Annotated in this window: 22 protein-coding genes and 1 riboswitch; of the genes, 11 read left to right on the top strand and 11 right to left on the bottom strand. The window is 31.7% G+C overall.

Annotated elements, in window-relative coordinates; genetic code table 11:
* Positions 1-76: 76 nt before the first annotated feature.
* The 4 genes from JAO71_RS03750 to JAO71_RS03735 all read right to left on the bottom strand — a co-directional run bounded on the left by JAO71_RS03750 (position 77) and on the right by JAO71_RS03735 (position 6,137).
* Complete coding sequence (locus tag JAO71_RS03750) at positions 77-850, bottom strand: hypothetical protein (protein ID WP_202998965.1); 774 nt, start codon at positions 848-850, stop codon at positions 77-79.
* Entirely contained in the window at positions 844-4,227 is a 3,384-nt protein-coding gene (locus tag JAO71_RS03745; protein ID WP_202998963.1) for a toxin VasX, read from the bottom strand. Before JAO71_RS03745 ends, JAO71_RS03750 begins: the two co-directional genes overlap by 7 nt.
* 16 nt (positions 4,228-4,243) lie before the next feature.
* Entirely contained in the window at positions 4,244-5,011 is a 768-nt protein-coding gene (locus JAO71_RS15935; RefSeq protein ID WP_202998961.1) for a PAAR domain-containing protein, read from the bottom strand.
* A 325-nt stretch (positions 5,012-5,336) separates the two neighbouring features.
* Positions 5,337-6,137: a hypothetical protein gene (locus tag JAO71_RS03735; protein WP_054851083.1), complete on the bottom strand. Its 801-nt coding sequence runs from the start codon at positions 6,135-6,137 to the stop codon at positions 5,337-5,339.
* 592 nt (positions 6,138-6,729) lie between these two features.
* Between JAO71_RS03735 and JAO71_RS03730 the strand changes: the two genes are divergently transcribed.
* Complete coding sequence (locus JAO71_RS03730; RefSeq protein WP_202998959.1) at positions 6,730-8,598, top strand: carboxypeptidase-like regulatory domain-containing protein; 1,869 nt, start codon at positions 6,730-6,732, stop codon at positions 8,596-8,598.
* Positions 8,599-8,686: 88 nt separating this feature from the next.
* Here the strand turns inward: JAO71_RS03730 and JAO71_RS03725 are convergent, their stop codons facing one another.
* The gene (locus JAO71_RS03725) at positions 8,687-9,691 is read right to left on the bottom strand and encodes an SH3 domain-containing protein (protein WP_202998957.1); all 1,005 of its coding nucleotides are present in this window, start codon (positions 9,689-9,691) and stop codon (positions 8,687-8,689) included.
* Positions 9,692-9,949: 258 nt separating this feature from the next.
* The gene (locus JAO71_RS03720) at positions 9,950-10,360 is read right to left on the bottom strand and encodes a MerC domain-containing protein (protein WP_082396018.1); all 411 of its coding nucleotides are present in this window, start codon (positions 10,358-10,360) and stop codon (positions 9,950-9,952) included.
* Positions 10,361-10,441: 81 nt separating this feature from the next.
* Here JAO71_RS03720 and JAO71_RS03715 point away from each other — a divergent pair, with 81 nt between their 5' ends.
* The gene (locus JAO71_RS03715) at positions 10,442-10,822 is read left to right on the top strand and encodes a Fur family transcriptional regulator (protein ID WP_028289996.1); all 381 of its coding nucleotides are present in this window, start codon (positions 10,442-10,444) and stop codon (positions 10,820-10,822) included.
* On the opposite strand, the gene JAO71_RS03710 is transcribed toward JAO71_RS03715, so the two are convergent.
* On the bottom strand, positions 10,819-11,418 hold the full coding sequence (locus tag JAO71_RS03710; RefSeq protein WP_202998955.1) for a DUF6642 family protein: 600 nt from the start codon (positions 11,416-11,418) through the stop codon (positions 10,819-10,821). The genes JAO71_RS03715 and JAO71_RS03710 overlap by 4 nt on opposite strands.
* Positions 11,419-11,604: 186 nt before the next feature.
* A riboswitch (TPP riboswitch) is annotated at positions 11,605-11,699 on the top strand.
* A 110-nt stretch (positions 11,700-11,809) separates the two neighbouring features.
* Here JAO71_RS03710 and thiS point away from each other — a divergent pair.
* The 8 genes from thiS to JAO71_RS03670 all read left to right on the top strand — a co-directional run bounded on the left by thiS (position 11,810) and on the right by JAO71_RS03670 (position 20,288).
* Complete coding sequence (gene thiS / locus JAO71_RS03705) at positions 11,810-12,013, top strand: sulfur carrier protein ThiS (protein WP_028289994.1); 204 nt, start codon at positions 11,810-11,812, stop codon at positions 12,011-12,013.
* A gap of 58 nt (positions 12,014-12,071) precedes the next feature.
* Positions 12,072-13,931 carry a phosphomethylpyrimidine synthase ThiC gene (thiC, locus tag JAO71_RS03700; protein ID WP_202998953.1) on the top strand — a complete coding sequence of 620 codons (1,860 nt, stop codon included), beginning with the start codon at positions 12,072-12,074 and terminating at the stop codon, positions 13,929-13,931.
* A gap of 104 nt (positions 13,932-14,035) precedes the next feature.
* Positions 14,036-14,632, top strand: a complete 597-nt coding sequence (locus JAO71_RS03695; protein ID WP_202998951.1) for a thiamine phosphate synthase — start codon at positions 14,036-14,038, stop codon at positions 14,630-14,632.
* 2 nt (positions 14,633-14,634) lie between these two features.
* Complete coding sequence (thiE, locus tag JAO71_RS03690; protein WP_202998949.1) at positions 14,635-15,261, top strand: thiamine phosphate synthase; 627 nt, start codon at positions 14,635-14,637, stop codon at positions 15,259-15,261.
* Between the two features lie 20 nt (positions 15,262-15,281).
* Positions 15,282-16,046 carry a thiazole synthase gene (locus JAO71_RS03685; protein WP_028608065.1) on the top strand — a complete coding sequence of 255 codons (765 nt, stop codon included), beginning with the start codon at positions 15,282-15,284 and terminating at the stop codon, positions 16,044-16,046.
* Positions 16,047-16,051: 5 nt separating this feature from the next.
* The gene (gene thiH / locus JAO71_RS03680) at positions 16,052-17,164 is read left to right on the top strand and encodes a 2-iminoacetate synthase ThiH (RefSeq protein WP_116822837.1); all 1,113 of its coding nucleotides are present in this window, start codon (positions 16,052-16,054) and stop codon (positions 17,162-17,164) included.
* Positions 17,164-18,222: a molybdopterin-synthase adenylyltransferase MoeB gene (gene moeB / locus JAO71_RS03675; protein ID WP_202998942.1), complete on the top strand. Its 1,059-nt coding sequence runs from the start codon at positions 17,164-17,166 to the stop codon at positions 18,220-18,222. The genes thiH and moeB overlap by 1 nt, the downstream gene beginning before the upstream one ends.
* 50 nt (positions 18,223-18,272) lie before the next feature.
* Positions 18,273-20,288 carry a collagen-binding domain-containing protein gene (locus JAO71_RS03670; RefSeq protein ID WP_202998940.1) on the top strand — a complete coding sequence of 672 codons (2,016 nt, stop codon included), beginning with the start codon at positions 18,273-18,275 and terminating at the stop codon, positions 20,286-20,288.
* 125 nt (positions 20,289-20,413) lie between these two features.
* Here the strand turns inward: JAO71_RS03670 and JAO71_RS03665 are convergent, their stop codons facing one another.
* From JAO71_RS03665 to JAO71_RS03655, 3 genes are all read right to left on the bottom strand, one after another.
* On the bottom strand, positions 20,414-21,184 hold the full coding sequence (locus JAO71_RS03665; protein WP_202998934.1) for a phosphoribosyltransferase family protein: 771 nt from the start codon (positions 21,182-21,184) through the stop codon (positions 20,414-20,416).
* 2 nt (positions 21,185-21,186) lie between these two features.
* The gene (locus JAO71_RS03660; RefSeq protein WP_202998932.1) at positions 21,187-22,641 is read right to left on the bottom strand and encodes a nicotinate phosphoribosyltransferase; all 1,455 of its coding nucleotides are present in this window, start codon (positions 22,639-22,641) and stop codon (positions 21,187-21,189) included.
* Between the two features lie 99 nt (positions 22,642-22,740).
* The gene (locus tag JAO71_RS03655; RefSeq protein ID WP_054851094.1) at positions 22,741-23,415 is read right to left on the bottom strand and encodes an NUDIX hydrolase; all 675 of its coding nucleotides are present in this window, start codon (positions 23,413-23,415) and stop codon (positions 22,741-22,743) included.
* A 508-nt stretch (positions 23,416-23,923) separates the two neighbouring features.
* Between JAO71_RS03655 and JAO71_RS03650 the strand changes: the two genes are divergently transcribed.
* The gene (locus JAO71_RS03650) at positions 23,924-24,787 is read left to right on the top strand and encodes an outer membrane beta-barrel protein (protein WP_054851095.1); all 864 of its coding nucleotides are present in this window, start codon (positions 23,924-23,926) and stop codon (positions 24,785-24,787) included.
* Positions 24,788-24,918: 131 nt separating this feature from the next.
* On the opposite strand, the gene JAO71_RS03645 is transcribed toward JAO71_RS03650, so the two are convergent.
* Positions 24,919-25,965, bottom strand: coding sequence for an ArsO family NAD(P)H-dependent flavin-containing monooxygenase (locus tag JAO71_RS03645; RefSeq protein ID WP_054851096.1), 1,047 nt, complete (start codon positions 25,963-25,965; stop codon positions 24,919-24,921).
* Positions 25,966-26,497 lie beyond the last annotated feature (532 nt).

Raw genomic sequence — 26,497 nt, 5'->3', positions numbered from 1 at the left:
ATAAAGAAATTTAAAGCTATATATAGCATCAATATTTATAAAAAGTAAATAACCCATAATTATAACTCAAAATACTTTACCATCCACCAATGCGTTTACGTTCTGCTTGCTGAGCTTTGGTTGCCTCTGGGGTTTTTATTTTACTCGGGTATAAAGGCTTTGGAAAACCTTCAGCTTTACGGCGTTCAAAGTCTTGTTCTCGAAAACGATCAAAAGCTTCTCCTGGTGGTAAAGGTCTATTTTTATCCATATACCAAGTAATAAAAGACATTGTTGTATAACAATTACCAGTAAGCTCAAATATATCGGCTCCTATAGTGGGTCTTAATACCATCAATTGATATCCACCTACAACGTCTTCTCCACCAGACGAGAAAACAAATATTACATCATCAAAACGCATTGTAATATTTTTCTGCCAAAAAAAACCTGTCATCGTAATCAATCCATCTCTACGGTTTAATATTTGCTCTTTTTTTGGCTGTGTAAAACTATAAATAACAAAAAATAAAATAATGATAGAAAAAATTAAAATAAAAAAAACATAACTGTTGCTAAATCCTTCCTTAAAAGCGTGTCTTAAAATTATTAGCAAGAATCCTAGTGATACACCACCTGCTATAAAAGTCGTTCCCCACTTATCATACTTTTGCCATATAAAATTATCATCAACATACCTATTTTTAGATACTTTTGATAAAAGACCTTTTTCATATTTTAAAATATCTTTAGAATAAATCTTCTTCTCTACAATAGCGCTAAGATTACCTTTTTTATTATTTACTTTTCTATTATAACTACTATAATGTTTAAACGAATGTGTTATACTCCTTGTAAAATCTTTTACCATGGTTTATCAGTCTTTAAATTAGCTAACGTACCTACTACCACGTCTTCATCTTGTTTTAAACTGGTTTGATATAATCCTGCACTTAAGGATTGTACTCTTAGTTTAGCACCTAAATAACGTTCTTCTCCACCCACAGGGTATGGAAAATGAACACTATGCTCTTCATCTATATGTAAACGGACGGCAAAAACTATTTCAGACTGTTGCCTTATTAGATTTCTTGATGCTACTGGTATGGTAAAAATTACCTGTAAAGCTGCACCACCTTGCTCGTCGTAAATCTTCTCTGTGTTACTAACAGCCATTGGGACAGGATTTCCATCGTCTACACCTTGTGCATAAAAAAAGGCATGTGCCTCTACTTGATCTTTATTGTTAAAAAAACGACTAAATACCATTTTTGCTTGAAAACGATACGCTTTTTCTGTTTTTACCACAGTTGGAATTGCATAGGTTCCAGGTGCAGGCATGGTTGTAAAAGAAGTAGTTTCAGGATTAATGGGTGTAAAACCAATTTGTTTACACATAATATGGTCAAACAATTTCGCCTGTGCGTCTAATGGATTCTTAAGCGTGTCATGAAAATCATCATTGGTTAAGATACTACGATTGGCTAAAATTCTTTTACTATAATGTACCGGAGAACTATAACTGTAAAAAGCTTCCCTATCGGACAACAAAAAGTTCTTAAAATATTCTTCTAAAGGAGTGTCGGTTAATAAAGATGATACGATTACAAAACCAACCCCAATTAGTGCGGCGATCCACCCTACAGGACCTGTAGCGGCAAATATAATACCAGCCCCAGCCATAGTAGAAATACCAAAAGCGACTGCTGCACCAACCATAGCTAAACCAGAATCCATATCACGTTTGTCTAAAAGTTTAAATGCATCATAAAAACACCAACCTACACTAATAGCCCCGCCAACAATACTCAATCTAGTAGCATTTTTCAAAAATTTAGCAGATGGATCAATACCTATATGAACCAAATGTGCCTTTCTTAGACTTACAAATGAACTTGTTAATACTACGGCTGATCCAAATGCTTTAAGATCGTCCTCTAGTGTACTCTCCTCTTTAGTAACTTTAATAATCGCCATTGAGAAATTATTTATTTCTAATAGTGCAAAAACACCATTAAAAGCACGTCCATTTACTATTTTACTAATATTATAATTTTTTTGAGCTACCGCATCATCTGATAAATCTCTAGCAACTCTAGCATTAATTTGTACTTCGCTAGTGCCATTAGCTTTTTTAACTGTTCTATAGGTAAAACCTTCTTTACCATGGCTTTCTTGTAGTATACGTAAAATATCTTCTCGCTTACCTTTATAGCGTCCTAACTTTACATATTCGGGGTCTAAAATTACTCCATGTTTTTCTAAGGTCATCCAAATATCTCCATCTACAATTTCAAACATTTTAGTATTGTAAAAGGTAACTTTATTAAGTTTGCTTACTATAAATTTCTGTTTGTCTTCAATGCTTTCTAATAGTACACCATTTATAACTTTATAATTAGCTGCTTGCCCGCCTTTATATTGCAATATTTTTTTATAGACACCTACAGCTTTTTTACTCAAGCTTTCTTTTGTAGTTAATAGTTTGTCAATATTTAATGCAGTACCTAGTAGTGCAACTATAGGGTCTAAACCAGCATACTGTTTAGATTCACTAGTTACAGTTTCAGAACTAGTATCTTCTTGTGAGATATCATCCGTCACTTTATATACCCAATTTACCCATTTATCTTCTGCTACTATATCTTTATGTAGTTGTAAATGTTGATCAAATTTATAGGGATGGAAACTTAATGGATCTATAGTTTCTAATAACACATTTCTTCCTTCTAGAATACGTTCAGGATGATTGTCTAAATAGTTATCTAAGTATTTTTTTAAATAATCACAACTTACCATTTTACCTAGGTCTTCTCGGTAACTTAACAACTCGGTTCTAGCATTGTTACGTTGGTCTATACCTAAAATACCTTTTAGTTTAGCATAATCTACCCCTTCGTAACCTATTAAAGCAGTATTTTTAACAACTTGCATTCCGTATTCACGACTTGTGTAAGTAGTAAACATAGGTCTCGGGTCTAATGAATGTCTACCACCTGGGTTAAACCAACCTGGTGCACCACCATCATACTTTAGGATAGATTTGTTGTCGTTATAAACCAATTGATAACAAGTTAAAGCTAGGGTAAAAAGTTGTTCACACTCTACATCTATTTCTCCGTTATTTTTTTTGGGTCTTGGCACTTCTAAATTTCCACTAGAAATTCTTTCTTTGGCATCTTCAATACTTTCTCCAGACTGAACAGAATCTACTAAAGCTTTAAACTGTATTGTTTTTTCAGCTACAACTTCACTAATATCTTCGGCACAACCAAGCGGATCGTGTATTACAAAAAATAATTCTTCATAATTTTCGTTATCTCCTTCTTTGTCATCATTTTGTTCAAAAGCATCAATATCTTGCATCGTTTGATGCAATACCGTTGCTCTTGGATCTTTATTATTGATATAAACAGCTTCTGTTTCTTTATAAGATATCGGTTGTATTTTATGCTGGCTATCGTCATCATTGGTTACAGGTTTAGTAGCCTTCTTTTTAAGTGGGACACAGTCTATCAATCGCATACGTTTTTTACGTAATTCTTTATCAGAATTCATTTTAGTATGATAATCTTTGGACCATTGTACAGGAGAGTAGGCTACCCATAACTTTTTTCCAATATGTTCAGGTGTAATTCTTTTGGCTTTTATTTTATCGTTTTTATCAGGTATTCGTATATCTAAAACTTCTCCATCATCTCCTATATTTTTACTGTATTCCCAATCTATATGCTGCATCCAGCCATCAGGGTGGATTAACAATTCATAATAATCATCTGGATCTTCCTCGTTTAATAAATAAATATAACCTGCATTAAGTGACGTCGGATGTGTATAAAAATTTTCTAAATGTGGTAAGTCTACGATACCATAAGTTGTTATCTCATTTAAAGTAATTTCTTTTTCGTTTAGTCTATCAATTGTTGTTTGGTGATCTCTAGATGCTGTTCTAGTATTATCTATTTTTATAGAAAATCGTTCTAGATTGTTATCTTTTAGTTTGATTAATTGTTGCGGTTCAACTTTTACAGACTCTGCTGCAACGGTTTCATTTGTACTAGTTTTTTCATTAAAACTTACTTCATGTGAGTCCTCTGTTGCATTTCTGTCAAACAAACCATAACGTAAAAAATGTAAATAAATACCAGGTTCTCTTACTTTTACAATTGGTTTTTCATCTGTAATAATATCACCATAACTGCATTCAAAAGTATAAGTATTTAATACGTCTTCTTTTCTATTACCCATTGATTATGTTTTAATTTTACGATGCTTCTTCATTTTGATTTGGATCTTCAATTTCCCAAACTACTTCTACCATTTTGTCTTTTACAGTGCCAGTTAAAGTGACATAATCTTCGTATTCTTCAGTATTAGATGAGCTGGTATTTTCATCTGTAGTATTATCTTCGTTTTCTTCTATGGTTTCAACAGGTTTTTTAAGAGTAAATGTTACACTTTCCCCATCGGGAATATTTAATACTGAAGCTCTTAAAGTAATCTCTTTTAAAACTTTAGATTCGTAAACTCTTTTGTCTTCTTTTACCCATTTTAAATTATAAACCCTAGGTTCACCTTCATTATTTTCTGCTTCATTACGAATTTGTTCTTGGTTAGCAATCGCTTCATTTAACTGATCGCTATTTCCTTTTAAAGAGGCCATGACTTTTAAAGTTGCAGAGATTTTTGGAAAAGGAATTTTTTTAATAGGCATTACAGTACTTACTCCTGAGCTTCCTGTACCAATTAACACTGTGGTTTCACCTACAGTCACTAATCCTCCATGTGCAGTATTACTTCCTATGGTTACTGCAGGTTTACCACCAATTAATACAGTAGCCTCGCCTTTTACAATAATATCTGGTGGTCCAGAACAGGTACACATATCTCCCATTACAGCTGCAGGTTTACCTCCAATTAGTACGGTAGGCACACCTGGACCAGTTACAGGTCCTCCTACGTGTGGGCTTCCTCCTGTGTTACACATTGGGCATGTATGCATGCTCCCTATTGTTGCTGCGGGTCCCGGCATAGCTTTTTTTGTTAATTAATTTATGATGATTTAAAGTACTAATGTATAAATATAATCTTTTTTATGAGTCAAAAAAAAGTTTCTATACAAAAGGTCAATTTGAGTTATGATAAACCAAACACTAAATATTTTTGTTTAAAATTTAGCATTAACTAATCTTGAAATAGTGAGACAATTTAAAAAAAAGAGTTTAGTGTATTCTATTTTATTATTACAAATCATTAGGTATTTTAAAACAAAAAAAGCAACCTTAATACCTTAAGATTGCTTTTCTCACACAAAGGTTTCCACAAACCTTATGTTGTTAAATCTGTTGTTACTGACGCTAACCAATACTAGCTATTTTCATAGCATTATAACTGGCAAGTTCATATAACAAACTGTTGATTTGTTGGTAAAATATTACACCAACAGCATTAATAACTGCTACTGTTGCTGGTAAGGCTGCTGCAAAGCCTAAATCTACACTTAGACTTGTATCTGCGCCTACCATGCCTGATATAGGTATTTCGTTACTATAGGCAATGCCATTAGTTTCATTTTCTAATTCATCTGTGGCCTCATACTTCCCTAAAGGGGTGTTAAAGCTATAATCGCTTAAAACAGTACTAACCATTACAAATTTAAAATGGGTCGCACCTTCGGGTGCATTCATATAATTAGAGACATTAAAATCAGGAACCACCCAACTAGCAACACTTCTATTAGCATCCAATGTTGGGGCTGTATTTGGTGCATAAAATATAGCATCTAAAGGCGACGTTTTGTTAAACTCAAAACCCTCTAATAACGCTTTATTGGGTAACATTTCAAAAGCACGCTGACCTCTTAATCCAGAGCCAACAGAATTTATCTTTTTCATAAGTCCTGTAATGCGACCAACAATGCTGGTATCGCTCATACTTTTTATAATGTTAGAAAATCCCATTCTTAAAGATTTACCAATTCGTGCAGAGGCTCCAAACTCACTCATGTTTTCACGTGTGCGTTTAAAGGCAGGATCATTTTTTATCCTGTTTTTATCCACGCCTCCTGTTGTTCTAATTAAATCCTTTCCGTTGTTGTTGTAAAATGTAAGTCCTCCTAGACTTCCTTTTAACTTAATAAAACCTTTCTGTTTTGCCATAATTTCTAAAATATTATGAGCCAACGCTATAACTTGTTTTTAAGCTTTTTTATAGCGTATTAACTCTAGTTAAACAATGTCAATTCTTTTCTCCTAAAAGAATCGATAATCATCAATAGGCCTATTGATATGCGTTTGGTTTATTGTGGAAATGTTGTGTGGAAAGTGGTAATAATCTAATAACGAAACAATTAAAGTAATTAGTACACACCCAAATGCTAAAGTATGTTAAAATGTATATTTCAGCCTAAAGGAAGTCTAACCCTTACTCCATAGATACTTCATGGATACTTCATAGATACTCCATAGTAAAGCCATAGATAGTTCATGGTAATGCACCAGAGTTAACCAAAAAGTGTAAAATGCTTGTTTTGTCTTACATATAATACCTAACGCCTTAGCTTATGTACAACAGGTCAATATAAAAATAGATTAACATAAAGACGCTTTAAGTACAAGCGTATACTCCGTCGTTAATCTAGTGTTGTAAAACTAACACAGGTCTTGATCCATTAACAAAGCCTCTTAAAAATGTTAACCATTTTAAAAACAAACCATTAATAAGTGTTAAACCAAAATAAAACAACACATCATGAAACATCTTATTAAAGGAACACTGTACGGTATGCTATGCCAAGAGAGTAGCGAAAATCTAGCTAACGTAGAGGTTAGATTGTATCTACCATTGCACAAATCACAATTAGAAGCTTTAAACAATACAAATGCAAAGGACACATTTCATATTGTAACAGAGCAGGAAGCCCAACAAAGAGAAAAACTACTAATTGCAAAAACTACTACAGATCAAAATGGAGCGTATCAATTTGAAATAAATGAAAAATACGTAGAGACTGCGTTTGACCTAGATTTTATATGCCACACCTTACCTAACCTACCAGATTTAAAACCTAAAGACAAACCGGTTCATTGCCATATCACCACAATCCAACCAGAATGGACTTATGATACTAATCAAAACAGTAGCTTTAGCTATAATTATGGTATCTCTCAAAAACTATGGTGTTATATTAGAGGCTTTTATTTTGATGCTTGGGTTATTAGTGGCTATTTACGTAATTGTACCTCAGGTAATCCAATCGCCAATGCAACAGTACAGGCTTTAGATGCCGATTTGTTAAACAATGACCTGTTGGGTACGACAACAACTAACACAGATGGCTATTTTAGAATAGATTATACATCAAACGATTTTAAAAAGACTTTTTTATCCCCTTGGATTAATGTCGAAACTGAAGTTGGTCTACCTATTACTCTTAAAAGTGGACCTGATGTGTATTTTAAAGCCTTTTTAGGAGATATAAAGTACATTGATGAAACTTCAGAAAACAGACGTAACAACGTCTCATATTGTCTTTGTGTGTCACTTTGTACTAAAGTAATTGTGACAACGCCTGACCAAACGGAAGTATTTCCTAGTGCTTGGACTGGTATTGGTACTGCGTTTAATGCGGTATTTGGTTCTGGATCAACCGATTTTGATGTTAATGGTTATGCTGGAACCAATAAATATGGTTTAACTAAAAGTATTGAACTTACTGGACAGGCAGCTCCAACAATCAATAACAATCCAATTGAATACAGATTTAAATTGAGTTCGGTGACAACACCTAATAATGAAGCTGCACCTGACGATGACCTGTTTGATATAATTGTTGGAGTTACAGAGGGATTATTTGTCAAGTCTAAAGTGGCAGTACTACAACAAAAAGTAGCGCCTTTTTATACCTATGATGTAGAAAGTAATCTTGATGATTTTGATGCAGAGGGTTGGTTTGATATAAACTCGGCTATTGCAAGAACAGTATCCGATAATGCTTTAGGTGATATAAACGATTACTTTTTTATCGATTCAGATACCTTAATAAAAGTAAATACAGCCAAATTAACCAATCAAGATAATGTACCAATAGATAGTGTTGATGTAGGTAATGCGTTTCCTGAAACTAGTAAATTAGAGATTAAAAAGTTCGCTATAAAATTCGAAATTAGAGAAGTTATTAATAAAGAAGCTGAGCAATTTAATAGACTACCTGGTTCTGGTAAAACATTAAACAGTGTGGTCATAAATAACAATAGTACTTTTCTTAAAATGAATATAGATAAACTAATGGATCTTGGGGATTGTGCACCTATTAGCGGAATAATTAATGCTTTATATACCGTATACCATCCTTTGCTTCTAAATGTAAAAATGAAATTAATCAACAACGGAAGGACTTTTACAAAAACACTAACCGACCATTTTCTTTCGCTTGAAGGTAATACTGACGATGATGTCAATTCAAATCATAATGTAGCATTACAGATTAATAACACACCTAATGACCTTGGAAGGTGTACTTATAAGTTAACTTTAAGTGTTAATAGACGACTACATACAGGTAATGATGTAGCAGCTCATGAAGAGAAAGAAATCTATTTCTTTTACGATGTATTATAATGTAAAGCAGATGTAAAAAGAGCTAGAAACCAAAAAACCTTCGTTACTAACGAAGGTTTTTTTATTATTAAATAAGTGTTGTAACAGTTTAGTTTTTTGAAGTAAAGTAACCAAAGACCCAACCTTCGTTACCATTATAATCAATTTTATACCAGTTACTACTATTGCCTCTTAACGTTTCATAAAGTCCCTTTTCTATAATATTACAAACGTTTCCTTTTTCTAACTGAAACACAACGTTGTCAGCTTCAGAGTCTGGAGAGCTTCTTACGTTTAAAACCTCTGTTGTAATGTATAATTGATCAGAACTAATAGACGCATCTAATTCAGAAAAATCATCTTCATAGTCTTCTTCATACCCTTCTTCATCATCGTATAATGCATTTTGTACTATATCTATTAAACCAGATTGCTGAAACGCAGGATTGTCAACAATTAACTTAAGTTTTTGTTGTTGCTTAGCACTAGTTTCTTCGTTAATTGCTCGGTTATATAAGATGGCTAATTTAATATCTAAGTCATCATATATAAAGTCACTCGTTTTATTAACCCAACCTTCTGTATCCTTTTTTAAGCCTACTACTTTTTTCCATTCTCCTTTGTCTTCGTTTAAAACAACAACAATGTTTCCTCTAGTAAACTTATTACCCATAAACTCCATAACATCTGGTCGCTTGTAAATAGCTAAAGGATTTTTAAGTACGGCTAATTTACCGTTTTCAGAGAATAAATACTCATAGACCCATCCTACTTGACCGTCAGATAATTCAATCTTTAAATAGTCTTTATTATCACTTGCTGTTTCTTTTTCGCCTAAAAACTTTACAGTTTCTCCAAAATAAATAGTTTCAAGGTACTTAGCTCCTTTTCTACCAGCGATATCGCGTAAACCAACTTTTGGCCATAAGCATATTAAAGAGTTATCATCTTCTGAAAAACTCGAGGTATTTACGTCTAAATCATTACCACTTGTTGCATCACTACTAGTCTCTGTGTCTGTAGACGTGGTAGATGATGTTTTGTCCTTACAACTAACAAATAAGGCTAGTAATAAGACCATTAAGTAATACTTTTTTAATGCGGTTTTTTTCATTGTAATTGATTTAATATTGATTTTAGTAGGGATAAATATAGTTTAAATAGGATGGATTCAAAACGTTTTAATAGTGTTTTGTAAAAAAATAAGTACATTAATAAAAATTACAGCTATTAGTAATTTTATATGCAATAATTGTAAAGATTTTAAACGAATGATATAATATCTCGATACAATGTTAAATCAGAATACTTAACAAAGACTATACTTACAAGGTTTAAATGTAGTGTACAAAAGCTTCAACAAAAGGGACTTTTAATTTGATATAGACTTGGTGCAACAAGTAGCTGTGTTACATTTACAGTAGTTACGGTTGTACAGATGCAATCCAATTAACGCTATTGCAGGAATATAGATGCTGGCTTCTGGTAAAGGTAACAGTGCTACTTTTTCATTTATAATAACAAAGGCTAAAGCACACCAACTTAACCACAAAGCATTTTTAATCCATTTTAAGGATGTTGCTGTTGTAGACCAATAGATAGCAAGACAGGATATTACTAAAAACAGATAATCTATACTTTTCCACCACACTGGTGTAGCCTCGCAGCATGTTACTGTACAGGATTGCGCTATAAATAGTAATGGCGTTGCTAGGCAATGTATTAAACATAAGGTGCTAGCATAGGTTCCTAATAAATCTGATTTCTGTTTTAATACTATCATTTATAATCTTGTTAATACAACTAAGTTGCAAATGTAAAACTATTATTTGTTAATGCAACAACGTTGCAGTATATTTGTGTTATGGGAGTGATAAGAAAGACAAAAACGGTAGAAGTTTTATTAAATGAGTTTAATAAAAGAGCTGTAGCTATTTCTGCTAAAAACTTAATTAAGCAATTTCAAACGTCATTTAATAAAACCACTATTTATCGTGTATTAGATAAATTGGAAGAGGATGGTGTATTACATTCGTTTTTAGGTAAAGACGGATTAAAATGGTATGCTAAATGTAAAGGATGTTCGGCATCAGAACATAACGATTTGCATCCTCATTTTCAGTGCCTAAATTGCGGAAAAGTAGACTGCTTGTCAGAAAGTGTTAAGCTTCCAGAAATACCTAATCGTAAAATTAAAGTGTCACAATTACTAATTCAAGGGACTTGTGATACTTGCTATCTTTAATAATATAATCTAAAATCAAGCAGTTTACAGGCTTTATAGTGTTTTTGATGTAGCTCCTCCACTACTGCAAACATATCATCATCGTCTTTAAACAGGTTAAAAAAAGCCATATCTAGTGTATAGCTACTAATATTAGGCTGTGCACAACCATAACCAGATAGTCCTTTTGCACCAGTAATATCTAAAAAGTATTGGGCTTCTTCAGCATCTAAATCAAGGACTTTTACATTAGAAAAATGTAGAATCTTACCTTCTAAGCGTCCTTCAAAAAGTTCAGCTATTTCTTGCAAATTATAATAGTAATCATTCAAACAAATACTATTGGCTTCGCCTTCAATAACCAAGTAAATAACTTCGTAGTTTTTAAAATTATGATCATCTAAAACTAATGTACCTAAGCTAGACTCTAATCCTTCTATGCTATCACAGGTATTATAAATACTAGCAACACCATATTGTAATGTTAATTGGTCTAGTTGTTTTTGTACTTCAGTAACTGCCTCTACATCTACATCGTCTACTGCTTCCAAACAATAAATAAAATAATCGGTGTCTAATAATGGGACTTGTGGTAATTGGTCTTGGTGTTTTAACAAATCTTAGTATTTATGCTTAGTAATTCAAATACAAAAATAATGCAATTTTGATAATGTATTAGGGGTTTTAATTAGAAACATCAAATGCTATAATTTACAAGCGTTTAGTATAGAAAGAATTAAAAAAACATTTAAAATTTATTCTATTTAGAAGTATTTACAAATTCAATTCATTAAATTTGTTACAGTAAACTTTAGGAGTAGCTATTAAATTAGTTTGAGAAAAATCCTTAGAACCTGATTTGGTTAATACCAACGTAGGGAAAAGTTAACAGTTTTTAAAACTGTACACTTCCTCTATTTGTGATTCTCACATAGTACTACCCCTTTTTAGTTTACATCATTAATACACAATATTGAAGCTGGTTAGGCTTCAAAAACAGGAATTAATATGATAGACATAAAAGTAAATAACACATCCTACCAATTTGAGTCTCAAATTACATTAGACCAAATAATTAAGCAATTAGATATTTCGGTTAACGGTATTGCTGTTGCTGTCAATCAAAACATTATTACTAAATCAGATTGGTCTGCAACTACTCCTAATAACGGAGATTCAATACTAATTATTAAAGCAACTCAAGGCGGATAATGCTATTTATGACTGACTTCAATACTATTAAACACCACAAATAATCAACCCTTAAACAATGAAAAACAAAGATACTGCACCTAAACAAGGCGGAATTACAAGACAGCCATTTCCTAATTCTAAAAAGATTTATGTTAATGGTAAAATTCACCCTCAAATTAAAGTCGCTATGCGCGAAATTGAGTTAAGTGATACCGTGGATTCCATGACTAAAAAGAAAATACCTAACCAACCTGTAACGGTTTATGATACCTCAGGGCCTTATACAGATCCTGACAAACAAATAGACATCCATAGTGGTATAGAGCGTATTCGTGAACAATGGATCATGGATCGTGATAATGTAGAGCAGTTAGACAACTACTCGTCTACCTATTGTAATGAGCGTTTAAACGATAAAAGCTTAGATCATATGCGTTTTAAGCTATTAAAAAAGCCTTTACGTGCTAAAAAAGGTCAAAACGTAACGCAATTACATTATGCCAAACAAGGGATAATCACTCCTGAAATGGAATACATTGCCATACGTGAAAACCAGCGTATTGATGAAATGACCCAAATTAGAAAACAACATAAAGGCGAACACTTTGGGGCTTCAATACCTGATAAAATTACACCAGAGTTTGTACGTTCAGAAGTCGCTAGAGGTCGTGCGGTAATCCCATCTAATATCAATCATCCGGAAGCTGAACCTATGATTTTAGGACGTAACTTTCTAGTTAAAATCAATGCTAATATTGGTAATTCTGCGGTAACATCATCTATTGAAGAGGAAGTAGAAAAAGCAGTTTGGGCTTGTCGTTGGGGAGCAGATAATATCATGGACTTATCCACAGGAGAAAATATCCATGAAACCCGAGAGTGGATCATACGTAACTCACCTGTCCCTGTTGGTACAGTGCCTATTTATCAAGCTCTAGAGAAAGTAAATGGTGTGGCTGAAGATTTAACATGGGAGATTTTTAAAGACACCTTAATTGAGCAAGCGGAACAAGGTGTGGATTATTTTACCATTCATGCTGGTGTTTTATTGCGCTACGTTCCAATGACCGCAAAACGAGTTACTGGTATTGTATCTCGTGGTGGTTCTATAATGGCTAAATGGTGTTTAGCGCATCATAAAGAAAGTTTTTTATACACTCACTTTGAAGACATTTGCGAGATTTTAAAACAATATGATGTTGCCTTTTCTTTGGGTGACGGATTAAGACCAGGATCCGTTGCAGATGCTAATGACGAAGCTCAGTTTGCAGAATTAGAAACATTAGGAGAACTAACCAAGATAGCTAGAAAACACGAAGTACAATGCTTTATTGAAGGGCCTGGACACGTACCAATGCACATGATTAAAGAAAACATGGAAAAGCAAATTGACGTTTGTGACGAGGCTCCTTTTTATACCTTAGGACCTCTAACAACAGATATCGCACCTGGTTACGACCATATTACTTCTGGTATTGGTGCAGCAATGATTGGTTGGTACGGTTGTGCTATGTTGTGCTACGTAACGCCTAAAGAGCATCTAGGTTTACCTAATAAAGAAGATGTACGTGTTGGTGTGGTAACCTATAAATTAGCTGCTCATGCTGCCGATTTAGCAAAAGGACATCCAGGATCTCAACATCGTGATAACGCTTTAAGTATGGCTAGATTTGAATTTAGATGGGAAGATCAGTTTAATTTAGGATTAGATCCTGAACGTGCTAGAGAGTATCATGACGAAACCTTACCTGCAGCTGGTGCCAAAATAGCCCACTTCTGCTCTATGTGTGGTCCTAAATTCTGTTCTATGAAAATCTCTCAAGAAGTCAGAGATTTTGCTAAAGAAAATGATATTGTAGATAATGAAGTCATCCAAAAAGGGATGGAAGAAAAGTCAAAAGAATTCAAAGATAAAGGATCAGAAGTGTATCTTTAATAGTTTAAGGGAGTTCCCACGCTTAAGGCGTGGGCAGGCTTTCCAATACAATCTTTTGCAGAAAAAGCAAAAGGATTTCCATTACAATCCTTAACTCAAAAAATATGATCGTACTTATTGCTCCAGAAGAAGATGTTTTAAACGAAATAGGACTATTAAACAAACTATTCCACAACGGATTAGAGTGTTTTCATCTAAGAAAGCCATTAAAAAGCTACCAACAACATGTTGAGTATTTAAATCAAATAGATATTAAATATCACAATAAAATTGTAGTACATGATCATCATAAATTAATTAATGAGTATAACCTTAAAGGAATTCATTTTCAAGAACAAAAAAGAATAGATCATATCGATAATCCTGGTCAGTATTTTAAACCTCTAAATATGTTTGGTAAAACAATTAGTTCGTCCTTTCATGATCCAGAGGTGTTAGCAGATTGTGAGTTTGAGTTTGATTATCATTTATTAAGTCCAATTTTTAATTCTATCTCTAAACAAGGCTATCAAGGTCAAGGGTTTGATGTTAATCATATAGATAAGTATATTATTGGAATGGGTGGCATTAACTCTAAAAACATCTCAAAGACACTACAATTAGGGTATAAAGGGATTGGTATATTAGGTGCAATATGGAATACTAAAGATCCTGTAAACAGCTTTATAACGTTAAAACAATCCTATAATCAATCACAATAAATATGTTATCAAAACTTCATTATATATCTCAAGGTGCCACACCAACACAACATTTAGAGCATATTCAAAAAGCCTGTGTTTCCGGAATTGAACTAGTACAATTACGATTAAAAAACGTAAGTGAAGACGTTGTATTAGAGACTGCAAAACTAGCTAGAGAGATAACCTCTAAACATAATGTGAGTTTAATTATTAATGACCATTATAAAATTGCTGCACAAGTTAAAGCAGATGGAGTACATTTAGGAAAGTCAGACACTTGTCCGTTGATTGCTAAGGCAGCTTTAGCATCATGGCAAATTATTGGTGGTACTGCCAACACACTTGAAGACTGTCAAACATTAATAAATAAAAACGTAGACTATATTGGATTAGGACCTTATAGGTTTACTAAAACTAAAACCAAACTTAGCCCCATTTTAGGACGTCAAGGTTATGAGACTATAATCAAACAATTACAAACTAAAACACCAATTGTAGCAATTGGTGGTATTGTACTTAAAGATGTTTCAGAGATAATTAAAACAGGTGTATATGGTATTGCTGTATCTGGTCAGATTACCAAAGATTTTAATGCTATACCTAAACTTAATGAGTTAATTAACAGTGCTTATAGTAATGCACTTTAACACCAAAAAAAATATACAAAATGTTACAAATAGCAGATAAAATATTTAATTCAAGATTATTTACAGGAACAGGTAAATTTAGTTCGTCTCAATTAATGAAAGAGGCGTTATTAACTTCAGAAAGCGAGTTAGTAACTGTTGCTTTAAAACGAGTGGATGTTACCGATAATAACGATGATATCTTAACACATTTAAATCATTCTAAAATAAATTTATTACCAAACACTTCTGGTGTCCGTGATGCTAACGAAGCAGTTTTCGCAGCTCAATTATCCAGAGAAGCATTAGAAACAAATTGGATTAAATTAGAAATTCATCCAGATCCAAAATACTTATTACCAGATCCTATCGAAACTTTAAAAGCTGCTGAAACGTTAGTTAAGCAAGGCTTTATTGTAATGCCTTACATACATGCAGATCCTGTATTGTGTAAAAGATTAGAAGACGTTGGTGTACAGTGTGTAATGCCCTTAGGCGCACCAATTGGCAGTAATAAAGGATTAAAAACACAAGAGTTTTTAGAGATTATAATTGATCAAAGCAATGTGCCTGTAATAGTAGATGCTGGTATTGGTGCTCCATCACATGCAGCTTTTGCTATGGAACTTGGTGCAGATGCTGTCTTAGTAAATACAGCAATTGCAGTGTCTCCTAATCCAGTACAAATGGCTGAAGCCTTTAAACTAGCAGTACAAGCTGGTAGAATAGCTTATGAAGCCAAACTAGCTCCTGTAATAAATAAAAAAGCTGAAGCTAGCAGTCCATTAACTAGTTTTTTAAATTAATCGTTATGAGTCATTTTAAAGACATATTTGATACTTATGATTGGGATACAACTCTAAAAAGCATTTTTGATAAAACCGAAACCGATGTTTTACATGCGTTACACAAAACTAAGCGAGATCTAGAAGATTTTAAAGCCTTAATATCTCCTGCAGCTAAACCCTTTTTAGAGCAAATGGCGCAGCTAAGTCAGCAATTAACTAAAAAACGCTTTGGTAATACCATTCAAATGTATTCCCCAATGTATTTAAGTAATGAGTGTCAAAATATTTGTACCTACTGTGGTTTTAGTATGACTAATAAAATTGCGAGACGTACCCTAACTAATACTGAAATTTTAAAAGAGGTTGAGTATATTAAATCTAAAGGGTATGATCATATATTGTTAGTCACTGGTGAAGCTAATAAAACTGTTGGCGTTAGCTATATAAGCAATGCCATACAATTAATACGATCACATTTTGCTAATATCACTATCGAGGTTCAACCACTACATCAAGAAGAATATGAACAACTAATTGATAATGGTTTATACGCTGTTTTAGTATATCAAGAAACATATCATAGAGACGAGTATAAAAAACACCATCCTAAGGGTAAAAAATCTAATTTTGACTTTAGATTAGATACACCAGATAGACTTGGCAAAGCAGGAATTCACAAAATAGGATTAGGTGCTTTATTTGGTTTAGAGGATTGGCGTGCTGATAGCTTTTTTACAGCCTTACATTTAAGATATCTGCAAAAAACATATTGGAAAACAAAATATTCTATTTCATTTCCAAGATTAAGACCACATTCTGGTGGATTAGAACCTAAAGTAGAAATGACAGATCCAGATTTAGTACAATTAATCTGTGCTTTTAGGCTGTTAGATGAAGACGTAGAACTATCTATTTCTACTCGAGAAAGCGAAATATTTAGAAATAATATTGTCAATTTAGGAATTACCTCTATTAGTGCAGAATCAAAGACAAATCCTGGTGGTTATGCTGTAGATCCTCAATCCCTAGAACAGTTTGAAATATCTGATGAAAGATCTACTGAAGCAATTGCTGAAATGTTAAAAAATAAAGGACTGGAAGTCGTTTGGAAAGACTGGTCAAATAATTGGGAATAATGACACTATCAAATCAAGAACAAAAACAATATGATCGTCATCTTATTTTAGATGAAATTGGAATAAAAGGACAATTAAAATTAAAACAAGCCAAAGTCTTGGTTGTTGGCGCTGGAGGTTTAGGGTGTCCTATTTTACAATATCTTACAGCTGCAGGTGTTGGTACTATTGGTATTATCGATCATGATACTATTGATCAAAGTAATTTGCAACGTCAGATATTATACACACATGATGATATTGGCAAATTTAAAGCAGAAATATCTATAAAAAAATTATCAAAATTAAATCCATTTGTAACCTTTCAAACGTATATAGAAAAGTTAACATCAAAAAATGTGATGAATTTATTTTCTAAGTACGACATCATAGTCGACGGTAGTGATAATTTTCCTACGCGTTACTTGGTTAATGATGCAGCAGTTTTAACTAATAAACCTGTTGTATTTGGTTCTATTTTTAAATTTGAAGGTCAAGTTTCAGTATTTAATTATCAAAACGGACCAACTTACAGGTGTTTGTATCCAACAGCACCAAATCCAAACACTGTTCCTAATTGTTCTCAAATTGGTGTTTTAGGTGTTTTACCTAGTATAATTGGTAGCTTTCAAGCTAACGAAGTTATAAAAATAATCTGCAATATTGGAAACATTTTATCAGGTAAGTTACTCAATTTTAATGCGCTTACAATGACACAATTACTGTTAGATTTTAAAAAGAATGCAGCTATAGCTATTAAAACTTTAGATTCAAATTATGATTTAAGTTGTGGTTTAGTTGAGGAAGATTTTCAAAGTATCACAATAAAACAATTAAATCAAAATCCTGAAAAATATAATTTATTGGATGTTAGAGAAGCTAATGAAAGGGCTATTCATCATATAGGTGGACAACATATTCCATTAGGAGAATTACCCAATAGACTCAATGAAATTAATACAAATAAAGACTTAATTGTGTATTGTAAATCGGGAGTACGTAGCAAAATAGCAATTCAACTTTTAAAGGATAAAGGTTGGACTGATACTATTTTACAATTAGAAGCTTTAAAATTTTAGTAAATTTAACTTAAAAAATAAACTATAAATAATTCCAAATCAACCATTAAATGAAAACAAAAAAATTACAATTTAGTAGATTAAAGCACAATTTTTTTACATTGGGCTTAGTCTTTTCAAGTGTTAGTGCTACACTAATAGCACAAAATGAACCCCTCAATCCTACTGAAGCAGCTAATAACTTTACTGTCTTTACTTCTGGAGATGCTATTGCTATGGGAACAGAATCTGAAGGCTCATGGGCTGTAGGTGGAAGCTTTACCATAGATGGTAGTTTTAATATTTTTGGAGGTGTAAACTATTTTAATAATGATGCACAACCTACAGCTTTGGTTGTTAATCAACAAGTTAATTATGTGTCTGGACAATTACACATTTTAGATAATAATTATATTAAAATAGGTGATTTATCTACAAGTAGTATTTTTGATGTTGATAATAATAACACACCTATAAATACAAGAATTACGTATTTAGATGGGACTTTTAATAGTAATCCAAAAATTGAATTATCAACCAACCAAGAGACAGCGTCTATTTCTGATAACCCACAAATAGATTTTACAGGTGCATTTAATCAATTCACTTCTATTTCGGATATTTTAGAAGCCCAAGCAACTAATGTTACATGGAATGAAAATGAACTTAATTCCGGTAAATTATGGGTTAATTTAACAGCCAATCAAACCAATGTTATAAATCTTACGGTTAATGAATTTAATCAATTAAGCGAAATTAAATTCATAGATATTACACCTTCTGTAACAACTCCTTTTATTATAAATATTACGGATAGTAGTATTGACTCTGAAGTGGTAACTATTAATAGCTGGCCAAATGTTGTTGGAAGCCCATTGGAGTATGCTTCTTCTATATTATATAACTTTCCAAATGTTAGTACTACAATAGATTACACAGGAGGTGCACAAATATATGGTACAATTTATGCTCCTAATGCAAATTTTTACAACCAAAGCAACTCAAATATTGACGGACAAATAATTGCAGAGGTATTATTACAAAACTCAGGAGAAATCCACTCCTACCCTTTTGATGCAATTATAGATTTAGAAGACCCAGATCCAACTGAAGAAGTATGCGACGGAATTGACAATGATAATGACGGTATTATTGACGAAGGATTTGAAGATACAGACCAAGATGGAGTTGCAGATTGCGTAGATAATTGTCCTTTAATAGCTAATCCAAATCAAGAAGATGAAAACAATAATGGTATTGGAGATGTTTGTGAAGAAGACACTAATGAAGAAGTATGTGACGGAATTGACAATGATAATGATGGACTTATTGACGAAGGTTTTGAAGACACAGACCAAGATGGCGTTGCAGATTGCGTAGATAATTGTCCTTTAATAGCTAATCCAAATCAAGAAGATGAAAACAATAATGGTATTGGAGATGTTTGTGAAGAAGACACTATTGAAGAAGTATGTGACGGAATTGACAATGATAATGACGGACTTATTGACGAAGGTTTTGAAGATACAGACCAAGATGGAGTTGCAGATTGCGTAGATAATTGTCCTTTAATAGCTAATCCAAATCAAGAAGATGAAAACAATAATGGTATTGGAGATGTTTGTGAAGAAGACACTATTGAGGAAGTTTGCGACGGAATTGACAATGATAATGACGGACTTATTGACGAAGGTTTTGAAGACACAGACCAAGATGGAGTTGCAGATTGTGTAGATAATTGTGTTTATTATTACAATCCAGATCAATTAGATAGTAATCAAGATGGTATTGGAGATATTTGTAGTAATGGAACACCAACAAGAATTGCAGTTATTAATTTAGATATATATCCTGTACCATTTAAAGGTATTTTAAATCTTAAATATTCTACACCTTATGATACTTCTGTTAAGATTGAAATTTTTGACGTTAGAGGAACTTTAATAAAACAAATAGATAATTTAAAAACTAAAGCATCACAAGATTATGTAATTAAAGTAGATTTAACAGGAACAGAAAATCAAATGCTATTTATTAGCTTAACAACCAATAATGGTAAAATTGTAAAACAAGTGATTTCTAATTAATGTTTTAAAATAGTAATAAAGGAAAAGCCAATTTGATTAATTTCAAATTGGCTTTTTTATATTTTTAATATTCTGGATAATTGTATTAAAATTTTCAAATACGCGATTCTCAGGCAACAGGTATTTTATGCATTAAATGCTGAAATTTTAAATTGAGTAACAAAGTCATCATTTATATCTTTATAACTATTGGTACAATAAATATGGTCAATTGTTTCTTTTAATTCATCAAAACCATAATTAAACTGAGCATGTGTAACGTATAAAAACACTTTAGAGGCACCTTGTTTTTTCAAAGCTTCCGCTAAAAACTTAAAGGTCCTGCCACCATCTGCTAAATCATCAATAATTAAACATTCTTTATTATTCACCTCTCCTTGAATACTAATTAGAGGTGCTCCATCAACCCTTACTTTATTAGAAGGAACCAAATCTGCATTCAGTTTTTCTGCAATGTCATGGGTAGTTTTATAGGCACCAGCATCTGGACTAACTAATACTGGTTTTCCTATTAAATTATAAGCCTTTTCTACAAATTTAAAATGTGAAATTTTATCTGAATTGTTTATTAAAGCCAATGATATTGGACTATGAGGATGTAAAATAGAAACGTTATCAAATTGCATTGTATTTATAAAATTACTAACAACTTTTAAATCAAAAGATTCACCTTTATTAAAACGTCTGTCAGAACGTTGACCTATCAAACAGTAAATGGTTAATGTCGCTATGGCTTTTTTGTTTGTTGTATTTTCTGCATCCCAAGCTTCTTTTATTGCAGCAGTAGCAAATAAATCTTCATAACTATTACCACGTATTTTAACTTCCAAATCACCATTTTCAATAATTTTGGCAGTTACTTGTCCGTCTTTAAATTTTTTTATTTCGTATTCCATAACTATAAAGTTTTATTCACTCTATCTCTTATTTCTTGTAAAGTAATTGGATTTAAAAACTGTCCATTTTCATAAATTACCTGTAACTCACCTTTGTTCTCTTCTTCAGGAGTAACCTGATCTACCAAAACAAATTCACCATCAACTAAGTCTACTTTTATCAATCCTTTAGCAGATTTTTTTACACCATCATCTGTAATTGGATCTTTAAAAATCTCTCTTCGCTTTCCGTTAACCACTACAGAAGTTGCTTTCATTGCAAATCCAAATGTATCTCTTGTATTAAACTGATAGGTGAATGATCCTATACCTAAAACCACATTACTAGTTGCAAAACCTTTATTGCTTAAACGCTGACAAATATTTTCTGCTCTTTCAGTTGTAATACTGTCTCCATAAATAGCACCTATATGACTATCTAAAACTTTAAATCCTTGATCGTTTACCGTTCCTCCAAAAATGTCCCAAAGTAATTCTACTACACCTTTATCTTTTGGTAACTTACCTCCTAACTCACTTGCTTCACCACAAATAATATCTACAGGATCTCCACTATCTGGTCTTATAACTAATTTTCCATCTCTAGCTAAAACGTCGTCTTTTAATATTGGTAAATAGTCAGTTAAAACTTTCCATAAATCCCAAGTATCACTTACTACAGATAGAATTCCAGTAGGATAAGTATTCATTAAAGTTTTAAAAGTTCCTATTTCGTCATCTTTTGTACCTGCACACATTACTGAATGTTCAGTAGCATTTACAGAGCCTACAACAAAACCTTCTGCTTTATAATAGTTACGTAAACTACTAATTATTGGCAATGTATCTGAACCTAAAAAAACAGAAGCGTGGCCCATACCTGAAGATATAGCACTTTGCAATCCTCCCATCCCTCGCATTGAAAAATCATGTCCTTGAAAATCAATAAAGGCTAAATTATTTTTATCCGTTTTAAGAATCCAATTTTTAAATATTCTTTTGTAACGTAATGCTATTGAAGCAGATGTCATTGGTTGCCATAACATTGTAGATAATATGGTTTCTAGAAAATTAGTTATCCAATAGAATTTTTTATCAGTATTCACAACAGTTACCATAGGTACTCTAATTGGTACTTCTACACCTTCAGGTAAAGATTTTACTTTTATAGGTAAATATTGTAAATCGTGTAATTCTTCATAATGTGTTACATCATAATCTGTACCTAAATACAACGACAATTCTTCTTTTAACTCATTACAAACTTGAGCTTTTGGTTTAGAAAAAAAATTATCTTCAAAATAATCATGTAACCATTTAAACACATATTGCTGACCAAAAGATAATACCTTGTCGCAACCTTTAGGTGCATATTTATTACTTCTTGGTGTCCAATTAGAATACACTTCTTCTGTTTCTTTTGGATATTGTTGGTGGTGTCCTGTTTTATAACCGTCAGTTAATAGTAATCCGTTCATAATAATTTAATTTGCGTAATTATAACACAAATATATAGCGCTTAAATGTTGAAAACAAATTTATTTGTGTTTTTTTTACGCAAATAGTTTTTAATTGATTTATATATCAAAAATGATACCTTCTTCTTTTAGTTTGAAGTACCTTTTTTTATTGAATTTAAATAATTTAGCAGGTCTACCAGATCCTTTTGATGTTTTCTCGTTTAACTCGTCTAAAATATTAAAACTTAATAGTTTTTTTCTAAAGTTTCTTCTATCTATAGCTCTACCAAGAAGTGAACTATAAAGTTTTTCGATATCAGAGAAAGGGAATTTATTATCTAATAATTCAAAACCAATAGGCTCATACGTCATTTTATTTTGTAACCTATTGATAGCCAATTTTAAGATACTATCATGATCAAAAGATAAATTTGGTAATTCATTAATATCAAACCATTGTACTGCTTCAGCATCTGTTGAAGCAAATATTTTAAATGCACTAGGTTTAATTAATCCAAAATATGCAACAGATACTACTCTATTTCTAGGATCTCTATCAGGATTACCAAAAGTATATAACTGTTCTAGGTAATTAATCTCTAAGCCTGTTTCTTCTTTAAGTTCTCTTTGGACAGCTTCCTCTAAAGATTCCTTATTTAAAACAAAACCTCCAGGAATAGCCCATTGACCTTTAAAAGGTTCATATTTTCTTTTAATTAAAAGTACAGATACTGTTCCAGATTCATATCCAAAAACAACAGCATCAACAGAAAGTTGTATAGATTGTTGCATGTTATGCGTGTTAAATACGCTAATATAACATATTACATTATTAATATTGAATTATATGTGAATTTCATATTTTCAATATTCATGATTCTATCCTAAAAAAAATAAATACACAATTATCAGGAAGTTTAAAATACAAATCAAACACATGTTTAAAAACAGCCTAAATATTGATTTGATATTAAAATTAACTTTTTGACGTTATGTTATTAAAAAATAGCTCTCAAATTATTTTTTAAATAATTTTTTAGTAATAAAAATTGGATTATTACATCCATTAAAGTGATTTCTTACAAAACATCAGTCAATATATTAATTTTAGTCTAGTATATACATGCTGACAATCAGATGGTTCTCGGAAAGTCTTACTATCATTGGCATTTTAACATAATAGTTTTAGGGTAATATTAAGAAAAGTCAACAAAAAAAGTATATTTGCAGCCGATTTAAATTTTAGTTAGAAAGCTAAAATTTTGGTCATTTTTAATTTAACAAAAATAAAACTCAAATTATGAAACAAGTATACTTAGTGTTTGCAGCATTATTAATTAGTACAATCTCATTGGCTCAGTTAGAGTTATCTGTAAGTACAGGTTATGCTGCTGGAAGTGCAGAAATGAAATTAGGAGAAAGCATTAATATTTCTCAAACAGAAAACTCTTATGGTAGTTATGGTGAAGGTGTAAATGTACAACTAAGAGGTACATATTATTTTAACGAATCATTTGGTGCAGATTTAAGTGTTGGATACCTTAATGGTGATGATCAGGATGTGTCTATGGTAAGCATACCTGGTACTGAAATAGACGCTGTAGCAAGATCTCGTGCTTTTGGAGGTTCTTTAGCTTTAGTATATAAGTTTACTGATAACCTTTACGGTCGTTTTGGAGCATTAGTAAAAATTGGAGGTAAAACAGAAGCTGTTGTTTACAGACAACAAGTTTTATCTGAAGCAGAAGCTAATGCGTTTGGATTACCTCAAGGATCTTATACTGAAACTAACTATAAAGAAGACTTTCATGGTCACTTCCCTTTAGGATTTGTTGGTGCTTTAGGTTACAAGTTTAATATAAATAATAATTTAAATTTATTTGTAGAAGCGGAATATTATGGAATTAGCTTAAAGCGTAAAGATTCTGAATTATCTGAATTTAATACAGATTTATTCTTACCAGATGGTACCGTTGCTCAAGCAGGTTTATATACTATAGATAACTTACCAGAAGGTGTAAATAAAAAAACAACATACGTAGACAACTTACCAAACAACAATACAGATAGCTCTAAACAGTTATCTCAAAAAGTACCTTATTCTTCTTTTGGTGTTAATTTTGGTATTACTTACAGATTTAAAGGATCTTCTAAAAATAATTAATTATTACATGTAATAGTTGAAAGCCCATTAAACATAAGTTTTAATGGGCTTTTTTTGGTTGAATTTTTATAAAAAACGTTATTAAAATGTATCTTTTCTAGTCATAGAATTGATAAATGTTTTTACTTAATTTAAGTTCTTAATAACGAAACGATATTGTTTACGGTATGTCTAGCAGTTTTGCCAACACCATAAATAGTTGCAGATGCAAAACCAGTCCAACTACCATAGCCAACTAACCATAAGTTAGGTAGTTTTTTACATTGTGTATAGCTTGTTTCAATTTTATTGTTTTCTATAATGTCTAACTTTTGTAAATGTTTTAGGTTAGCTTTAAATCCTGTACACCAAATCACTACATCAAACTTAGTTTTTGTATCATCTTCCCAAATAACTCCATGTTTATAAAAAGCTTTAAAAGGTCTTTTAGCATGTAATATACCTCTATTTCTCGCCTCTTTTACACTTTGGACCATTACTATGTCACTTAAAGATGTTTTTGATCCCGCTTTAGTTTTACCTAATTTACCATAAAACTTATCTGTTGCATCATTAAATAAATAACGTCCATCAATATCATCTGGTAAAAAACTTGGTTCAGTCATTGTTACCCATTGTGTATTTGCAACTTTTGACACCTCTGCTAAAATTTGAGATCCAGAGTTCCCTCCTCCTACAATTAAAACAGATTTGTTTTTAAAAGTATCAGCATTTTTATAATTAGAAGAATGCAACATGGTACCGGAAAATTGTTCTTTATTAGTGTATTTAGGTATAAACGGATTTTGAGCTGTGCCTGTTGCGCTAACTAATGTTTTGCAGTAATAATAACCAGTTTTAGTTTTAACTTTAAAACCAAAGTCCATTTTATACACTTCTAATACTTTAGTTTGACGTTCTATATTAAATTTATAACGGGCTTGATATTGCTCCATATATCTAATAAAATCCATTTTGCTTGGATATTCTTTATTTCCTTTTGGCATTGCCCAACCAGATAAAGAACTGAATTGTGTAGGAGAAAATAATTTTAAACTATCCCATGTTTGTAACCACGAACCTCCAGCTTTATCTTGATCGTCCAATATTAAATAATCAATTTTGTATCTCCTCAAAAAATACGCTACAGAGAAGCCTGCTTGTCCACCTCCTATGATAAGTGTTTCGTATATTTTCATTTTATGTAAATAATATCAAGAATTAAAAATCAAGGAAAAGTTTTTAATAAAATTACTAAGAAATTTAATTAATCATATAAAAATCAAAAAAATTGAACTATTGTAATTGTTGAATATGAATTAATTTCATCCTATTATTAGGGTAATTAAATCATTTTTATCGTCATATTTTTAATACAAAAAAGATTGTTTGTTTATTTTATCAAAAAAAATATTTTTTTTTATTTTTTTTATTTTAATGAATAAATGTTAAAAATATCATAATTTTTGATATTTTCAAATAGCTTATAATTACCTAAACATCAAGTGCTTAATTGTGAATATTGTAAAAAAACACCTTGTTTTACTGTTAATCCGAATTATATGCAAAGTCATCGACTATATAGCAACATTAGAAAACATTTGTGTATTAGATTTTTTTTAACAAATTATGGTATTATCTTTGCATTAGTTAATTGAAACAAAATAACTTATGTATGTAATACACATTATTTAAAGCTTTAAAAAGATGAATTGAACCGGTTGTGATTCA

It is taken from the genome of Olleya sediminilitoris (assembly GCF_016785945.1).
Lineage (GTDB): Bacteria > Bacteroidota > Bacteroidia > Flavobacteriales > Flavobacteriaceae > Olleya > Olleya sediminilitoris.
Note: the sequence above shows the minus strand (reverse complement) of the source record. Positions and strands in the feature narration are given on the sequence as shown.

Coding starts and splice junctions, on each gene's coding strand:
- JAO71_RS03735 (WP_054851083.1), bottom strand. CDS start 6,137: ATGGCAAAACAGAAAGGTTTTATTAAGTTAAAAGGAAGTCTAGGAGGA.
- JAO71_RS03685 (WP_028608065.1), top strand. CDS start 15,282: ATGTTACAAATAGCAGATAAAATATTTAATTCAAGATTATTTACAGGA.
- thiC (WP_202998953.1), top strand. CDS start 12,072: ATGAAAAACAAAGATACTGCACCTAAACAAGGCGGAATTACAAGACAG.
- JAO71_RS03650 (WP_054851095.1), top strand. CDS start 23,924: ATGAAACAAGTATACTTAGTGTTTGCAGCATTATTAATTAGTACAATC.
- moeB (WP_202998942.1), top strand. CDS start 17,164: ATGACACTATCAAATCAAGAACAAAAACAATATGATCGTCATCTTATT.
- JAO71_RS03695 (WP_202998951.1), top strand. CDS start 14,036: ATGATCGTACTTATTGCTCCAGAAGAAGATGTTTTAAACGAAATAGGA.
- JAO71_RS03660 (WP_202998932.1), bottom strand. CDS start 22,641: ATGAACGGATTACTATTAACTGACGGTTATAAAACAGGACACCACCAA.
- JAO71_RS03725 (WP_202998957.1), bottom strand. CDS start 9,691: ATGAAAAAAACCGCATTAAAAAAGTATTACTTAATGGTCTTATTACTA.
- JAO71_RS03665 (WP_202998934.1), bottom strand. CDS start 21,184: ATGGAATACGAAATAAAAAAATTTAAAGACGGACAAGTAACTGCCAAA.
- thiS (WP_028289994.1), top strand. CDS start 11,810: ATGATAGACATAAAAGTAAATAACACATCCTACCAATTTGAGTCTCAA.
- JAO71_RS03745 (WP_202998963.1), bottom strand. CDS start 4,227: ATGGGTAATAGAAAAGAAGACGTATTAAATACTTATACTTTTGAATGC.
- JAO71_RS03750 (WP_202998965.1), bottom strand. CDS start 850: ATGGTAAAAGATTTTACAAGGAGTATAACACATTCGTTTAAACATTAT.
- JAO71_RS03655 (WP_054851094.1), bottom strand. CDS start 23,415: ATGCAACAATCTATACAACTTTCTGTTGATGCTGTTGTTTTTGGATAT.
- JAO71_RS03670 (WP_202998940.1), top strand. CDS start 18,273: ATGAAAACAAAAAAATTACAATTTAGTAGATTAAAGCACAATTTTTTT.
- JAO71_RS03720 (WP_082396018.1), bottom strand. CDS start 10,360: ATGATAGTATTAAAACAGAAATCAGATTTATTAGGAACCTATGCTAGC.
- JAO71_RS03645 (WP_054851096.1), bottom strand. CDS start 25,965: ATGAAAATATACGAAACACTTATCATAGGAGGTGGACAAGCAGGCTTC.
- JAO71_RS03715 (WP_028289996.1), top strand. CDS start 10,442: ATGGGAGTGATAAGAAAGACAAAAACGGTAGAAGTTTTATTAAATGAG.
- thiE (WP_202998949.1), top strand. CDS start 14,635: ATGTTATCAAAACTTCATTATATATCTCAAGGTGCCACACCAACACAA.
- JAO71_RS03730 (WP_202998959.1), top strand. CDS start 6,730: ATGAAACATCTTATTAAAGGAACACTGTACGGTATGCTATGCCAAGAG.
- JAO71_RS15935 (WP_202998961.1), bottom strand. CDS start 5,011: ATGCCGGGACCCGCAGCAACAATAGGGAGCATGCATACATGCCCAATG.
- thiH (WP_116822837.1), top strand. CDS start 16,052: ATGAGTCATTTTAAAGACATATTTGATACTTATGATTGGGATACAACT.